Origin of the sequence: Arcobacter sp. CECT 8983 (assembly GCF_004118855.1) — a bacterium.
Classification (GTDB): domain Bacteria; phylum Campylobacterota; class Campylobacteria; order Campylobacterales; family Arcobacteraceae; genus Halarcobacter.
Genome location: NZ_PDKF01000004.1, coordinates 547075 through 564411, shown reverse-complemented (window position 1 = coordinate 564411; position 17337 = coordinate 547075). Strand labels below are relative to the sequence as shown.

14 protein-coding genes and 2 tRNA genes are annotated in these 17337 nt (G+C 26.1%); 5 read left to right on the top strand and 11 right to left on the bottom strand.

Annotation, left to right across the window (positions count from 1 at the left end):
- Positions 1 to 91: 91 nt before the first annotated feature.
- From CRV01_RS05650 to CRV01_RS05635, 4 genes are all read right to left on the bottom strand, one after another.
- The gene (locus CRV01_RS05650; RefSeq protein WP_129007255.1) at positions 92 to 826 is read right to left on the bottom strand and encodes a hypothetical protein; all 735 of its coding nucleotides are present in this window, start codon (positions 824 to 826) and stop codon (positions 92 to 94) included.
- 343 nt (positions 827 to 1169) lie between these two features.
- Entirely contained in the window at positions 1170 to 1724 is a 555-nt protein-coding gene (locus tag CRV01_RS05645; protein ID WP_129007254.1) for a hypothetical protein, read from the bottom strand.
- 30 nt (positions 1725 to 1754) lie between these two features.
- Complete coding sequence (locus tag CRV01_RS05640; protein WP_164970017.1) at positions 1755 to 3026, bottom strand: pentapeptide repeat-containing protein; 1272 nt, start codon at positions 3024 to 3026, stop codon at positions 1755 to 1757.
- A 358-nt stretch (positions 3027 to 3384) separates the two neighbouring features.
- Positions 3385 to 6276, bottom strand: coding sequence for a hypothetical protein (locus tag CRV01_RS05635; protein WP_129007252.1), 2892 nt, complete (start codon positions 6274 to 6276; stop codon positions 3385 to 3387).
- Between the two features lie 100 nt (positions 6277 to 6376).
- On the opposite strand from CRV01_RS05635, the gene CRV01_RS05630 reads away from it, so the two are divergent.
- From CRV01_RS05630 to CRV01_RS05610, 5 genes are all read left to right on the top strand, one after another.
- A complete protein-coding gene (locus CRV01_RS05630; RefSeq protein ID WP_129007251.1) occupies positions 6377 to 7348 on the top strand; it encodes a hypothetical protein in 972 nt (323 codons plus the stop codon).
- A gap of 118 nt (positions 7349 to 7466) precedes the next feature.
- Positions 7467 to 7724 (top strand): hypothetical protein, encoded by a 258-nt coding sequence (locus CRV01_RS05625; RefSeq protein ID WP_129007250.1) that lies wholly within the window; start codon positions 7467 to 7469, stop codon positions 7722 to 7724.
- A 130-nt stretch (positions 7725 to 7854) separates the two neighbouring features.
- A complete protein-coding gene (locus tag CRV01_RS13840; RefSeq protein WP_258238324.1) occupies positions 7855 to 8715 on the top strand; it encodes a hypothetical protein in 861 nt (286 codons plus the stop codon).
- A gap of 476 nt (positions 8716 to 9191) precedes the next feature.
- On the top strand, positions 9192 to 9515 hold the full coding sequence (locus tag CRV01_RS05615) for a helix-turn-helix domain-containing protein (protein ID WP_164970016.1): 324 nt from the start codon (positions 9192 to 9194) through the stop codon (positions 9513 to 9515).
- Positions 9516 to 9595: 80 nt separating this feature from the next.
- The gene (locus tag CRV01_RS05610) at positions 9596 to 10690 is read left to right on the top strand and encodes a site-specific integrase (RefSeq protein ID WP_129007248.1); all 1095 of its coding nucleotides are present in this window, start codon (positions 9596 to 9598) and stop codon (positions 10688 to 10690) included.
- Between the two features lie 173 nt (positions 10691 to 10863).
- On the opposite strand, the gene CRV01_RS05605 is transcribed toward CRV01_RS05610, so the two are convergent.
- The 7 genes from CRV01_RS05605 to gyrA all read right to left on the bottom strand — a co-directional run bounded on the left by CRV01_RS05605 (position 10864) and on the right by gyrA (position 17228).
- Positions 10864 to 10938 (bottom strand) — tRNA-Asn (locus CRV01_RS05605).
- 36 nt (positions 10939 to 10974) lie between these two features.
- A tRNA-Asn gene (locus CRV01_RS05600) sits at positions 10975 to 11049 on the bottom strand.
- Positions 11050 to 11122: 73 nt separating this feature from the next.
- Positions 11123 to 12040, bottom strand: a complete 918-nt coding sequence (locus CRV01_RS05595; RefSeq protein WP_129007247.1) for a radical SAM protein — start codon at positions 12038 to 12040, stop codon at positions 11123 to 11125.
- Positions 12041 to 13078 carry a uroporphyrinogen decarboxylase gene (hemE, locus tag CRV01_RS05590; RefSeq protein WP_129007246.1) on the bottom strand — a complete coding sequence of 346 codons (1038 nt, stop codon included), beginning with the start codon at positions 13076 to 13078 and terminating at the stop codon, positions 12041 to 12043.
- An 18-nt stretch (positions 13079 to 13096) separates the two neighbouring features.
- A complete protein-coding gene (locus CRV01_RS05585) occupies positions 13097 to 13612 on the bottom strand; it encodes a YqhA family protein (RefSeq protein ID WP_258238323.1) in 516 nt (171 codons plus the stop codon).
- The gene (locus CRV01_RS05580; RefSeq protein ID WP_129007245.1) at positions 13612 to 14649 is read right to left on the bottom strand and encodes an aspartate-semialdehyde dehydrogenase; all 1038 of its coding nucleotides are present in this window, start codon (positions 14647 to 14649) and stop codon (positions 13612 to 13614) included. Before CRV01_RS05580 ends, CRV01_RS05585 begins: the two co-directional genes overlap by 1 nt.
- Positions 14649 to 17228 carry a DNA gyrase subunit A gene (gene gyrA, locus CRV01_RS05575; RefSeq protein ID WP_129007244.1) on the bottom strand — a complete coding sequence of 860 codons (2580 nt, stop codon included), beginning with the start codon at positions 17226 to 17228 and terminating at the stop codon, positions 14649 to 14651. The genes CRV01_RS05580 and gyrA overlap by 1 nt, the downstream gene beginning before the upstream one ends.
- Positions 17229 to 17337: the final 109 nt, after the last annotated feature.

Here is a 17337-nt window from a genome sequence, read left to right as displayed (position 1 = left end):
CAAAGTAGTCATAGATACTATGACTGCTTTATTAATTATCTCAAGCATATTTTTTGTATTTCACTATTAATATTTTATTACTATGTAATTATTAAACTGGCAAGTCATAAGGTCGTTCATATTTTTTATTATAATAAATTTCTTTATCTATTCTAATCTCATATTCATTTAATGAATAAAAAATACACTTATATACAAAGTCTCCACTTTTTTTGTAAAGTTCTAAAAGACAAAATAATATTATAATTAAAATATAAAATTTAAAATTAAAGTCTTGAACAAAAATATTATCTAGCTCACCTTTTTTATAAGTAAATAAATAAGTATTAAATGCCCATAATAATGCAAAAATCGTTCTTAAAAATATAAATCTACTTATGTACCTTTGATACGAAAGTTTAATATTATCTCTTAATTTATTTAAAAACTTAGTACTTGGATTTATTTTAATTAACTCTTTCATCACTGAATTAATATCTGTAGAATTTATGCCAAAATTATATAATGAACCAGGAGTTGAGAAAATAGAATTAAATGTAAAATATCCAATAAAAAAACTTATAATAATAAAATAAATTTCTTCTTTAGTTGAATTAGAACTTGTCTCGATAAATTCTAAAAAGTAAGAGTTAATAAAAGATACCATAATTATAGTTGTTGTAATATTTAATAAGCTTAGCTCTTTATAAAAGAGTTTCACTCCTTTTAATATCATAATTAAAGGATACAACAAAATTCTCCATGTTTCTCTTAAATGTCTTTTCCTACCAAACAATAAATATGACTCTACGATATTAATAAAATCATCTGAAACTTTAAATAACATTTATTACCTCACAATTTATAATATACAATTATATCAAATCTCATTCTAATGTATAGAAATGATAGGATAGAATTTTTCTTTTATGAGAGAACATATGTTTGCACATGACAGAATAAAACTTTTAATGAATTAATTAAAAAAATATTTAGTTAAATGATTTATTTTCAAAAATGTAAGTGGCTCCGGCACCTGGAAATACCAAATAAAACCAATAGATAGCCTATATCATCGTAAATACAGACTTTCTATATATTTTATATTTTGTACTATTTAGTATATAATAGTATTTAAAAACAATTTTTGGCAATCAATTTTTTTAAATAAAAAAATTATTTTAAAATCTTTATTCTGAATTAAAAGTATTATATACCTCAGCAGGGAAAATAACTTCCTTTTTTATCTTACTACTCCAAAATTTGTTTATTCCTATCGCAATAAATTTAAATTCACTAGGAGTTAAGAAATCACTTTTTGCATTATTACAAATATGACAAGCAAGTCTACAATTTGATGGTGAATATATGTTTTTAAACTCAGGGAAAGTAACTACTCTTTCAATTTCTAACGATATAGCTCTTGTCTTTCTTTTAAGGTTTTTATAAACTTTACTATTAACTGCATCCTCTTGATTAACACCACAATAACAACAAGTATTTGGTTGTTTTTTATACCAAGTATAAAAACTTCTAAAGTCTTTAAAACCAAAATTTGCTAGATTTTTTTTAGAATTAAATCTATTTCTAATCTTTTGAATACTTGAAATTTGTTCCTGTAATTGATTATGAAGTTCTTGCACTTCTTTACGACTAATATTCATTCTTTTTTCAATATTACTGTATGTTAATTGTTCAAAACTATATAATTCTATAAATAACTCTTCATTTTTTGATTTAAGCATTTTTACTCCACAATATGAACTTAAGATAAATTAATAATATAAAAATCTAGGGCAAGTATCTAAAACTTTTTTCATAATACTTGTTTTATAATTTGAATTAAAAACTTCTGCTTCATTTATATTGAAGTTAATTAAACTTCTGTAAATAAAATAATTTTCACAAATAATTTTTTTTCTTTCCTTAATAAAAGAGTCAACTTTTACTTTATCTTCCAATTCATTCCTAAAGAGAATACCTCTAATATTTTTTACTTCTAAATTCTTTTTTAAAAATATATCACGAGTTATATAGTTGAAAAAACTTCCATTCAATCTACTATTATTAAAATTCAAATTAGATAAGTTATCTTTAGAGATAAAAAAGTTAGCTCCTCGTATATCAGAATTATCAAAGTAAACTTTTGCTTTTTCACCTTTTTCATTTAAATAAAAATAAGGATGAAAATGAACTGCTTTTAAACTGGAATCATCAAAGATGACTCTATCTTCAATTTCAATATGATTAAAAAATGCTCCATCCAAAATACTATTGTTATTAAACTTAACCTGTTTAAACTTTAAATCAAAAATTTCTTGTGGACTAGAAAATTTATTCCAAATTCCTTTATTATTATATTCAGAAGACCTTTCAATAATATCTTGAGTAAATTTGGTTCCTTTAAAACTACTATTATCAAAAGTACTGTTAAAAAAAATAATATGATTAAATTTAGAATTTGTAAAGTCAACATTTTTAAATACTGATTTCTCAATTTCCACGTTTCTAAACTTATAGTTTATTAATGAAGTTCCATAAAATTCTAAATTTTTAAAACTTCTATCATTTAAATTTTCTCCTACTGCATTTAAAACCTTAAGTTCAGAAGCTTTAGCATTTTTTGAAACAATTATATTATTTGATTCTTGAGATAGGTTTTGATTGATTATAAATATTTTATTAAAATCATCCTTTACATATATAAAAAATACAAAGATACATATAATTGATATAAATCTTACTATAAAATTATTCCTATAATAATGAGTTTTTTTATAATCATTTATTATCATAATAATTACAGAACTATAATGAGAAGAGATAATTGTTAATAAAAAGAACCATGATAGGACAATAAATGTCATTATTTCATTATTAAACTTCATAGAAATATTGGTTAAAGTGAAAAGAATGCTAAAAGGAATAATTAATATAAATATTTCTAGTAGTAATAATCTAATTATATTTATATTACTGCTTGTTAGATTGTTAATAAAAGGTAATGGCATCAAAATACCATCTGATTTTACACTATAGAACTTCATAAAATACTTTACTTTTTTATAATGTGCTTTTATATTAAATAAAAGTATGTACTGCAAATAAAATAATAAGAAAGGAAGTGTGATTATTAATATAGTTATATTAATTTCTAAATTAAAAAAAGGGAGTTTAAAATTAGAACTATTTATAAAAATCTGTTTATTTGAGATAGAAAGAACTATATTAAAAAAAAATAATAAAATAGGAATATAAAATAATATATGATTTTTAATATTAGAAGAGGAATCCTTTAATATATCATAAGATTCATTTACAGTAAATTGCTTACTTTTTTTTATTTGTATATCTTTAAGTATAAATAGACTTAATTTTAATAAAAATTTTCTAAACTTCATTTATCTACCTTCTAGTTTTTCTTTTTACTGCTACAATAAAGTGATAAATAAAAATAGTCATAAGTAATTTATGAAACATCCATGCCCAATAAAATTGCCCATAATCAACTGAGACTTTTTTAGTAAACGGATTTGAAAACTTTAAGATATCATTGAACATCCATAAAATATGATTTTGTCTAAAACCATCTAAGGACAACAAATCAAAGTTAGCAATTCTATATAAAATTAAAGTAGCGATAAATATCCAAAATAAAGGTAATAACCAACTTTGACCAAAATTAGATATACCTTTATTAAATAATAAAATCCACCATTCTGAAGAGTTCCAATTTTTACAATCTTTCATTTGCTCAATCATTTCTTTTTGATAATATTTATTTGCAGTAATATAATCACTTATAGAATCATAATAGTTTTTGAAAAACCTATTAGTCTCCCTACTTGCATTATCAAATTCTACATAACCAATTTTTGCTTCACTGACATGTGCATCATTCATAATAAAATCATTAAATTTTAACTTATCAAATACTCCGCTTTTTATTGTAGTGTTAAATAAACTTATATCTCTTTTTTCATTTTTGTAACGATTATATTTATTATCAATTATTTGTAAATCTTCAAAGATATTATCTTTACTTTCTATTTCTTTAATAAAAGAGTGTTTAATTCTAAATATTTTTTCAAAATTTGAATTATGAAGCTCTAATTTGCTAATTTTTAAATTTTCTAGATTTAAGTCGTTTTCAATTACTACTTCTTTTAATTTAAAATTATCTATTTCAATCTCTTTAATGACAATTGTCTTATCTGTTGATTCTTTGTTTGTAATTTGCTTAGATAAATTTGAATTACTAATATCTAAGCTATTTATTTTTAAATTAATTGAGTCTTTAAATAAATCTTTTATTGTAACTTTATTTATAATTATTTTATTGTTAAAATATACATTCTTTAGCTTATTAAAAACCAATCTATTGTTCAGAAAATTAAATAAAATATCTCTATTAAAAATTGTATTACTAAATTCTATATTCTCTAAATAACAATGTGTAAAATCAATCACTCCATCAATTATAGTTTTAATATTTTTTGTATCTGTTGACTCAATTTTTAGATTTTCTACTTTTGAATACTTAAAATCAATATTTGAATTAATTTCTGAATCAACTATACTTATTGATTTATAAATTTGTTCACTAAAAATAACACTCTCATATATTTCACTTTTTATAATACTTAAACTATCAATACCACTAAATAATAAACTGCCTTTAAATAATGAATTATCAATAATACTTAAGACATTTACTTTTTTTTCAAATTTAACTTCTTCATTAAATTTAGTTTCTTTAATGCTTACATTACCTAGTTCGTTAAAAAGCACTGATTTAAAAAAAACACTCTTATTATCCATTTCTAAAAGTTTTATAGTTGGGAAAATACAATCTTCTTTAATCTTTACCTTATTTAAAACTACTTGTTCACATTCTTTAATAAGTTCAAGTTTTTTAACTATAGTATCATTCAATATATGTAATTTATTTACAATACCTAAAGACTCTAATTTTTGTAATCTAGATTTTTTTATATTAACATCTGAATATGTGTCATTTTTTAATATTATTTCTGGATATTTTTTCACTTCTTCTAATATCAAATTATCAACTTTATTTATTGAAACTCTTTTACAAGAAAGTTGTTTTATTGTAAGTGTATTACAACTATCTCCAAAATAATTAACTTCATCATTAATAGAACAATTTAATATATCAATTTTGTTAGTTGTACCTATTTTAAGACTTTTGATTTCAGAATTATTTATATAAAAATCATTACAGGGTTGACTTTGAGTATAAGAACCATCTAAAAATAAGTTATTGACTTTTGCATTTTTAATATGACTTGTAATGATTTTATTTTTTACTTTACAATTATAAATTTCAAAAGAATCATAAACTTCATCTAAATTAATAAAATCATTAACTTTAGTATTTGTAAAGATAACTTTATTTGAACAATTTAAAGATAAAGAGTTTAATTCACTTTCATCAAATAAAATATTATTAATAGATTCATTAATAAAGTCAATCTTTGCATTAAACTTAACTTTTTTAATTTCCACATTGTTTGATTTTTCAAAGCTTACATCTTTAGGAAATATAAGGTTAGATATTTTTATTTCTTTATTTTCATTAGTAAATTTAACACTTGATTTAAATAAAGAGTCACTAATGTTAATTAGCTCAGTATTTCTTATTTCAAAATGTTTATCAAACTGTGTATTTGAAATATCGACATTAATAAAACTATTTCCCTGAACAAAAAAATTATTCCTAAATATTACATTTTTATTTATTTCTAAATTATTATTAATATTTATATGTACTTCTTTGATAAACTTTGTATTTTCTATCAAAATGTCATCACATTTAAAACTATATGCATTAAGTTCAGATTTAAACTCACAATTAATTAATTCTAGATTTTTTATTAAATTTGCTTTTATATCACCATAAAATGTGCAATCTTTAAAAATGAGTTTAGCATTTATATTAAAATTACTAAAATCAAAATCATCACTAAAGATACATTTAGTAAAGTATATATCTTTATTATGTTGATAGCGATGAAAGTCTCTTGATTTGTAAAAATTTAAACCTCGTGAATAGTTTCTATCTTGAAATATTGGGAAAACAACATTACTAACTTGAACTTCATTAGTAATTATTTGATGATTAAAACCTGAATAGGATACATAAGTATTTCTAATTTCGTCCCAAAATAAATTTATATCAATTGATTCAAAACTACTTTTATCACAATGAAATATACATTGCTTATATTCATTATAAACTTCTCTATTACAGCCTCTTTTATTACAAATATTCATGTCTTCTCCATAATAAATATTATACTAATTTATTATTTATATATAATAAAAATTATGGTAATTTATTCTATAATTAAAATAGTTATCTAAAGAAAAAGATATGAATAAACTTTTTAACAAAAAGATAAACTCTTTATTGAAATTAGAGGATACTTTTAACTCTATATCGACGTTTATAGATGAAAGCCTAAAAGAGTTTAAAGATGATGTTAACTATGAGGAAGTTAAAGAACTTATCCTAGATATATATAACATTACAAAAACTCTTGAATATATTGATTCTAAAAAAGAAGAAAACTCTATTTTAGAAAATACTTTATCAATGTATGAATATGACTTTCAAGATGAACAAATTGAAGTATTTAAAGAGTTAATTAAATATGATAAGTCATGTATCATGAATGATAAAAGAGTATTCTACAGGTTAACCATTCTTCTTGAAAAAATCTTTTCACATCTTGAAGCTTTAAATAATTTAAGTGAGTTAGAACAAATTGATTGTGCAATACAAAGAGGTATAGCAAAAACCAAACATCCAAAAGTTATTGAAGCAATAACTCCTAAAATAAAAACACTAAAAGATTATCAACTAATAAATAATACTCCATCTTCTCAAACTGCATTAAATATCTATAATGAATTTAACAGTAATCCTTTAGAAATAAGTGCAATGTATTATGTATTAAACTACATAGACAAAGATACATTTTTAGAAAAGAACAAAGAAAAGATTGATACTTTATACAATCAAAGAAACTTTCTAAACTCTGCTTCAAAACTTGAAGATACACAGATTTTTAGAAGTTGTCAGATTAGCTCTTTTATCCTTTATAAAAAAGGAGTTTTAGCTGATATAACTTTAAATTTGAACAAACATATTCCATATACTACATTAGCTAAGTGTATAAATAATCTTTTAAATTCATTCTTTGATTATATGTTTAATTCAAACCTTTCAAAAAAACATATTGAAAAACAAGTACAAACAAGGGACTTTTTCAATGGTTTAGAAATACTTGAATACAGAACAAAATCAAACTATAAAAAACACCCTATCTTTGAAAATATTTAATTTCACTAGTCATTGACTAGGCAAATTAACTTCTAAAAAAAAATAAATCCAATTAAACTTCTTTCTGTAATTACACAAAAGATAACGCGTTATCCAAACAACACACAAAGGATAAACAATGTTAAAACTAAAAGGATTACTAATTAATACAATTGGTAAAAGCAAGTATAAAAAAGAGGATGGATTAGAAGTAGATATAAAGGCGAAGCTCCAGATACTTGTAGAAGTTGTAAGAGCAAATGGAACAAAAGTAAAAGAGCTTCATACAATCTCTATTCCTGATTCAAAGATTGAGTTATACAAAGGAAAAGAGAACAAAGAGGTTGAAGTTGATGTAGGAATCATTTCTTCAAAATATAGTTTCTATGGTCTTTAATCTATGGGGACACTCTTTATAAAAAATCTTGATAAACGGAGGTTTATTAAATTTTTTTAAAGGTGTCGCAACAAAAAAAGTAAGGGGTTATTAGTAATACCCCTTGCTTAAACACAAGGAGAAAAAAAACATGAGTGAAATAAAAAAACTTTATGGCATTGATACTTTATATTTCTTCTTTGAATCTAATGAAAACTATGATGATTTATTTTTAGATATTTTAGACCAAATAGAAGATATAAAAGGAAAGTTTGAGAAAAGAGAGATTGAATATGAGAACAATGATATATCTATTACTATAGAAGATATACATTTAAACTATTTAGGAAAGAAGGAAGGCTTTTATTGGTTTAAAGATTTAAATGAGTTTTTTAGAATTGGATTTAAAGACAAGTATAAAAACAGAGGTTTAAATGATATAAGAGTACAGCTTCAAGGAAATGGTATTTATACTCTTGGTATTAGTTCATTGATTACTTTACTAAAAGATATGCTAAAAGGGTATATAAGTGATTATATACCAGTTACAAGAGCAGATATAAACTGTTTTATACAGTATGACTTATCTTTTATTTCAAAAGATATGTTTAGTACAAGAAAGAGAAAGTATTCAACTATAAATGAGATAGGAGATGCAAACAGTACACAAACTATCTATGTAGGAAAAGAGCCATTTAAACTAAGAATTTATAATAAAGGTTTGGAGCTTAAGAAGTCAAAGAAGTATGAGCTTATGAATGAGTACTTTTTAAATAATGACCTTAGTTTAGATGAGCCATTATTTAATATAGAGTTTCAAATGAATAGAACTCATTTAAGAGCCTATGAGATATTAACAGTAGAAGACTTACTACATAATGCAAAGAATCTATTTAATCAAGCTATGGAAGATATAAGACTAATAGATACAACATCTATTACAGAGGATACTTTAAAACATAATAAGTATAAAGCAAAAACTCATAGCTTATGGCAAGGAGGTAAAAGATGAGTTTAATATAGTATCTTTCTTACAATCAAGTATATGTTTAAAAAGAGTAAAAAGAAAAGTATCTACTTATGATGAAAACAGATTTGAGTTTGAATATATAGCTTTACTTAGAAAAGCATTTATAAATAATCTACTAATAGATAGTGAATACTTATCTAGCTTATTTACAAAAGCAAAAGATTCATTAAATAAAACAACATCAAAGAAAGAACTAAAGAAAAGATATATAGATATAGAAGTAATTAATCCTGATAACTCAAAACAACATCTTAGACAATTAGAAGATAAGACAATAATTGAACCAATTAAGACTATATCTGTATCAACACTAAGTGATTATGATTTACTTAGATATTTAGAAAAGGTTCAAGAAACCCAACATGAATCAAAAAGGAATAAAGATATTTATGAAGTTACATTAAAAGAAGCTCTTAAAAGAGATTTAGTTCCTAATGTTTCAACTAAGGAGGTGCATTATGAACATCTCGTTTGAAAATCTTGAAAAAATAAACACTATATTAGAAAAAATCAATACTCTTGAAGAAAAAGTATCTAATGAAAAGAAGTGGCTATCTGTAAGTGAAACAGCTAAGTATATTAGCTACTCAGAAGAGAATATTAGAAAACTAATTAGCTCTGGGGAGTTTGTTCAAGGTGTACATTTTCATAAAAAGATAAAAAAGCTTATCTTTAATAGATATGAACTTGATAAATGGATTGAAGGAGAAAGTCCAAAGACTACTACAAATCTAAATATAGATGAAACTATTGAGGAGATTATATCTTCTATTAGAAAATAATATTTTGATTATTTAACTATTATGGATTATAATTACATTTGTATTTATGATGATAATGGTTATCTGAAAAAGGATAATCAATGTCAAAAGTAAAATTAAGAATAACAAAAACAAAAAATGGAAGTAAATATTTAGGAGTAGACTTTGTCGATGATGAAGGAAGAAGACAAAGAAAATCACTTGGTTTGCCTGCTACAAAAGAAAATATTAGAAAAGCAGAAAATCATATTATTCCTAAAATGCTTTTAGCACTTGAAGAAAATTCAAGTGAGTTCTTTCAAAGTAAAATGTTAACAGTTGATGAATTTATTCATACATCAATAGAAATGCATAAATCATACAGAAATGAAGATACAACTGCTGATTATAAAAGTATCTATAAAAATCATATAAAAAGTGTTTTCGGACACAAAAGAATATATGAGATAAAACCATCTGACTTAAAAAAATGGCAAAGTGATTTAATAACAATTAAAAAACTTAGTCCTAGTAGAGTTAAAACAGTTAGAAAAGTAATGTCTAGACTTTTTAATGATGCGATAGATGATGAAATTATAGATAAAAATCCTCTACTTAGAGTAAGAGCTCCTAGAGTTGCTCCTCCTGAAATTCAACCTTTCAAAATTGAAGAAATTAAAATTCTTCTATCTAATGCAGAAGGACAATTTAAAAACTTTCTTGCAACTGCATTTTTGACTGGTGCTAGAAGTGGAGAATTAATAGGTTTAAAATGGGAAGATATAGATTTTGAGAAAAAAGAAATCACTATTAGAAGAAGTATTAAGATGGGTCTAATAAGACTTCCAAAAACTATTAATAGTATTAGGACTATTGATATGATTGATACACTAATCCCATTTTTAAAAGAACAATATGAAAGAACAGCAGATATAAGTGAGTTTGTTTTTTTAAATAAAGAGGGTAATCATTATTATGATATTAAAAGGTTAAGAAATACATATTGGAAAAAACTTCTTGCAAAATGTGATTTCAAGTATAGACCTATATATCATACAAGACACTCTTTTGCAACAATGATGATAGAGAATGAAGATATCCTTTGGGTAGCTAATATGATGGGTCATATTGACTCTACAACAACCTTATCAAAATATGCTAGATACATGAAGAAACCGCATATTAAAAGAGGTGTTTTTTTAAACTCTATTATCTAGTTTGGCAGTCGATTTGGCAATCACTTATTATTTTAATTTGTAAAGTAAGAAAAAATTATTTTTATAAGAAATTAAAAGTATATAAAAAATTTGTCAATCGTTGGCAGTCAAACTGGCAATCAATGAAAAAGTTAAGGTTGGAATATTCTATTTGTAGGGGTTACAATAAAAAGTGGCTCCGGCACCTGGATTCGAACCAGGGACCAAATGATTAACAGTCATCTACTCTACCACTGAGCTATGCCGGAATGTAAGTTTTTTATCATCTAAAGTGAAGTGTTAAGTGGCTCCGGCACCTGGATTCGAACCAGGGACCAAATGATTAACAGTCATCTACTCTACCACTGAGCTATGCCGGAATTTGACTTCCTCTTTAAATGGAGTGGAAGTATAGTAAAATTTGTAAATTTTGTCAAGGGTTTTCTTGAAAATTTACAAATTTTTATAAAAATTTAAACCTGAGCTATCTACAAGAGATACTACTTGTTCTAAAACTAATTTTTCTAATAATTTTTTTGAATCCTCATCAAACATATTATTAATATCTTCTTGTGTAAGAGGTCTTCTTTTTAGCATATTTTTTATTTCTTCTTCTGAAAAACTTGATTGCAGTTTTGGTCTATTTTTATATGCTATATTTACATTCATACCTTCAAAGGTTTCTGCTATTTTTTCTAAGGTTTCAAAAGACACAGGTTTTACATTATATGCAGGTGGTCTATCAATAGTACCAATGTCTACTCTATGTGGTTTAATTTTCTTAATAGCCTCATAAAGAGCTTTTATCTCTTCATCTTTGTCATTTAGTGTTTTTACAAATAAAACCTCTAATACAAGTATATTTTTAGTTTCTTGACTAAATCTAATCATATAGTCAATTATCTTTTGTATATCAATTCCACTATGAATTCGATCAAGTTTTTTAAAGCACTTTTCACTTACACAATCTAGTGATAACTTTACAGTATCAATTTTAAGAAGTGCCTTGTAAATCTTCTCATCATAGATTGTACTTCCATTTGAAAGAATAAGAGTTTTTGCATCTTTTTTTATTTTATTAAGTTCATCAACCAACCTTTCTAAATCTGGATATAAAGTTGGTTCACCATTTGCAGTTATAGTTATAACATCAATTTTAGGATGTTTTTCAAAAGAGGCTTTTACTTCTGCTATTACTTCTTCAACACTTGGATAAGTTGTCATTGTATCAACTGTTTTAGCTTTTTCAAGCTCACAGTATAGACAGTCAAAGTTGCATTGTTTTTTTGAAGGAGATAGGTCTATTCCTAAAGAGATTCCAAATCTCCTTGAAGGAATAGGACCAAAGATAATATTATTAGAATAAGACATTTACTTTTTTGAAACCCTTTGACACTCACTTACAAAGTGTTTTGCATTTTCAACAGGAACATCAGGTAAAATACCATGTCCTAGATTGAAGATATGACCTTCACCTTGCATTACATTTTGAATAGCTTCTACACATTGTGTTGTTGCTTCTTTTGAATATAATCTACAAGGTTCCATATTTCCTTGTAATACATACTTGTCACCAAGTTTTTCTTTTGCTAGAGCCATTGGTGTTCCCCAGTCTACACCAAATACATCAAAGTTTCCATAAACTCCACCTCTTTCGATAAATGCAGCTACACCTTTAGGGAACATAATAACTGGAATCTCTGGATATTTTTCTTTAATATACTCTGCAATCTCAACCATATATTTCCAAGAAAACTCATCATATTTTCCTGGTTCAATTGCAGCAGCCCATGAATCAAAGATTTGAACAACATCAGCACCAGCTTCAATTTGTTTAATCATATAGTGTTTAACTACATCAGTTACTTTTCTTAAGATTTTATGTAAAAACTCAGGATTTGAATACATCATTTTTTTACAAATATTGTATGTTTTAGTTCCTTGTCCTTCAATCATATAAGTTGCTAAAGTCCAAGGTGCGCCTGTAAATCCAATTAAAGCTTTATCTTCTGGTAACTCTTTTTTTAATAACTTAATTGTTTCATAAACATAAGTTAATTTATCAGCAGCTTCTTCCCCACCAATTAATCTATCTAAATCTTCTTCTGTTTGTAATGGATCATTAAATTTTGGACCAAAACCTTTAATAAATTCTAAATCCATTCCCATTTCATCTGGAATAACAAGAATATCACTAAATAAAATAGCTGCATCAACTCCAACTATATCAAGTGGTTGAATTGTTACTTCACAAGCTTTTTTTGGGTCATGGCAAAGTTTTAAGAAGCTTCCTGCTTGAGCTCTAACTTCCATATATTCAGGAAGATATCTTCCTGCTTGTCTCATCATCCATACAGGAGTATAAGGAGTTTCTTTTCTTAAACATGCGTCTACAAAAATTTTTGACATAATAAATTACCTTGTTAATTAGTGTTTTTGTACCTTACCGATAAAGTAAAGTCCTACTGCTAAAGCAGTAATAGATAGTGCAAAATACATCATTTCAAGTGGAGTCTTAAAGTCAGTATGAATTACTCTTTGAAAAAAGTTCACAACTAAAACCATAACTATTACTTTAGCTATTTTATCTTTTAATTGATCCAATGAATGTATTGCTAAAATAGTACTTGCATCTTCATGAGCTTTCTCTGCTGCATCTATTTTTGAGATAAAAAGTTCATATAATCCAAAAGAAAAAATCAGCATTACAACAGCAATTAAGTATAAATCAACTGCTCCTATAATATTTGCTACTATATCTTCATGGAAATTTTCAGGATGTGCACCGGTTGAAAATGTTATATATACATACTTTGCAACTTCATATATATCTACACTTGCAACTATAAAAAGTATTATAGCTCCGATTAATCCAAAAATCACTGCAAGAAGTACAATAAATCTACTTCCCCACAGTGAATTTTCGAATAGTTTCTCTATCATTAAATATTGCTCTCCATTTCAACCCATTTAATAGCAATTCTAACAGCATTAGTTGCTGCCCCTACTCTTACTTGGTCAGCTACATTAAAATAATGTACCACATTAGGAGAGTAAACATCTTTTCTAATTCTACCTACATAAGTAGTATCTGTATCAGTTGAAATAATTGGCATTGGATATGCATTGTTTTCTAAATCATCAATAACTTCAACATTTTCAAATCTTTCTAATGATTCTCTTACTTCATTTACATCTACATCTACATCATCAGCAAATGTAACTGTAATAGACTCAGAGTGAGATCTTAATACTGGAACTCTTACACAAGTTGCAGCAACTGCAACATCTTTATGTAAAATCTTTTGAGTTTCATTAATCATCTTCATCTCTTCTTTTGTAAAACCATTTGATTGAGCTACATCAATTTGTGGTATTACATTAAGAGCAATTTGGTGAGCAAATGCTTCTTTTTTTGATTCATCTAATTTAAAAGCAAAGAAATCTTGCATTTGTTTAACAAGTTCTTCCATACCAGTTTTACCAGCACCAGATACTGCTTGATAAGTTGATACATCAACTCTTTTAATTCCATATAATTCATCTAATGGTTTTAATGACATAACCATTTGGATAGTTGAACAATTTGGGTTTGCAATAATTCCTGTTTCTCTCCATTTTGCAATATCTTCTGGATTTACTTCTGGAACTACTAATGGAACATTTGGATCCATTCTAAAGTGGCTTGTATTATCAATAACAACTGCACCTGCATCAACTGCAAATTTTGCAAATTTTTCAGATACACTTCCACCAGCACTAAAGAATGCAATCTCTACTTCTTGCTCTTCAAAAACAGTATCAGTTAATTCTAAAACTGTGTACTCTTTTCCCGCATATTCGATTTTTTCTCCAGCACTTCTAGCACTTGCTAGAGGAACTAATTTATTGATAGGGAAATTATACTCTTTTAAAACTCTAAATAATTCTTCCCCAACGGCACCAGTAGCACCAACGACTGCTACATTAAATTTTCTCATTATTCATTTCCTTTTTCGTCATTGTCAATATTTAAACCATCGTTTTGGTCTTCACTTATTTCTTCATTTTTATCTACTAGATTAAACTCATTTAAATCGATACCATCCATTGTAGCGGCACTTTCAATATCTAATTCTTCATCTTGTTCTTTTGGACATTTTGCAATAGAAACAACTTTATCTTTTGCATCTACATTTACAATAATTACACCTGAAGTATTTCTTCCAGCTTTTCTAATTGTTTGCATATCAACTCTAATCATTTTTCCAATAGAAGTTAATGCCATTAAATCTTGTGTTTCATCAACAAGTACTGCACCAACAACATTTCCAGTTTTTTGGTGAAGTTTCATAGAGATAACACCTGAACCAGCTCTATTTGTAAGTCTGTATTCATCTACTGTTGTTCTTTTTCCAATACCTTTTTCAGATACTGTTAATAACTCATATTGATCATCTTCAATAATCTCAGCATCAACTACAAAGTCAGTGTCATGTTTAAACTTAATACCTCTAACACCTCTTGTAGTTCTTCCTTGCTCTCTTGTTTTTTCAATATCAAATCTAATACATTGACCTAAACTTGTAAAAATCATTAGGTTTTGAGTTTCAACAGTTGTAATCTTAGCTGTTACAACTTCATCTGCATCATCAAGAACAATAGCTCTTACACCATTTGATCTAATATTACTAAAGTCTTTTAATGATGTTCTTTTAATAATACCATTTCTAGTAAAGAACGCTAAAGATTTAGACTCATCGAAATCTGATGTTGGTAAAATAGCCATAATTTTTTCATCAGCTCTTAAGTTGATTAAGTTAACTACTGCTTTACCTTTAGCAGATCTACTTCCTTCTGGAATTCTATATACTTTTAACCAGTATAATTGTCCCATATTTGTAATAAACATTAAAGTATCATGTGTATTTGAAACAAAGAACTTCTCAATAAAGTCATCTTCGTGAGTAGTAACAGCTACTTTACCTTTGCCACCTCTTCTTTGTTTTTCATAAGACTTAATTGGAACTCTTTTTACATATCCATTATGAGTAATAGTAACTACCATTGGCTCATTTGGAATTAAATCTTCAATATCAATTTCATCATATGAGTCTTCAATCTCTGTTCTTCTTTCTTCAGAGTATTTTTCTTTGATTTCTAATAATTCTTCTCTAATGATTTCATTTAATTTATCTTCAGATTTTAAAATAGCTTCTAGTTCTGCAATAAGTGCTAATAACTCTTGATACTCAGCTTCTAACTTATCTCTTTGAAGACCAGTTAATCTTCCAAGTCTCATATCTAAGATTGCTTGTGATTGAATTGGACTTAATCCAAATCTATTTTGTAAACTATCTTTTGCATCAGCATCATTTGCACTAGCTCTAATAATTTTAACAACTTCATCAATATTATCTAAAGCAATTTTTAGACCTTCTAAAATATGAGCTCTAGCTTTTGCTTTTTCTAAATCAAAAATTGTTCTTCTAATAATTACAGTTTTTCTATGAGATAAGAATACATTTAACAACTCTGGTAAATTAAATACTTTTGGCTCTTTGTTATGAACAGCTAAAAGAATAATACCAAAGGTAGTTTCCATTGGAGTTGATTTGTAAAGGTTATTTAATACAATTTCACTCATTGCATCTTTTTTAAGTTCAATTACAACTCTAATACCTTCTCTATCTGACTCATCTCTTACTTCTGAAATACCTTCAATATGCTTATCTTTTGCAAGTGTTGCAATTTGTTCAATAAGTCTTGATTTATTTACTTGGTATGGAAGTTCATCTAAAACGATTACTTCTTTTTTACCTTTTGTTTCAATGTGGTGTTTTGCTCTAATTTTAACTCTTCCACGTCCAGTATTATACGCGTCAATAATACCTCTTCTTCCAAAGATTGTACCACCAGTTGGGAAATCTGGACCTTGGATAAACTCCATTAACTCATCAGCTGTAGTTTCTGGATTATCAATCATATGAAGAACACCTTGTAATAACTCATTTAAGTTATGAGGTGGAATCTTAGTCGCCATACCAACAGCAATACCTTCTGAACCATTTAATAAAAGAGTTGGAACCCTTGTTGGTAATACATCTGGTTCTCTCATTGTATCATCATAGTTAGGTACAAAGTTAACTGTATCTTTATCAATATCTTTTAAGATATCTTCAGAAACTTTAGTCATCCTAGCTTCTGTATACCTCATAGCAGCAGCATTATCGCCGTCAATTGAACCGAAGTTTCCTTGCCCATCAACTAATGGTGCTCTCATTGAAAAATCTTGTGCCATTCTTACTAATGCATCATAAACAGAGCTATCACCATGTGGGTGGTACTTACCAATTACATCCCCTACAATCCTTGCAGATTTTTTATACGGGCTTCTTGAACTCATATTTAAATCATGCATTGCATAAAGTATTCTTCTGTGAACTGGTTTTAGTCCATCCTTTGCATCAGGTAGTGCTCTACCAATAATAACACTCATAGAGTAATCTAAATATGAAGCTTTGATACTATCTTCTATCTTAATATCGATTATGTCTTGATTTTCAAAAAGGTTTTCCATTAATAAATGCCTTTGTTCTAAAATTTAGATATTTTATCTAAAGAAGGCTTAGTTCTCGGTATTTTTAAGCAAAAAAAAAGGATGAAAGTAAAAAACTTCCATCCTTTTT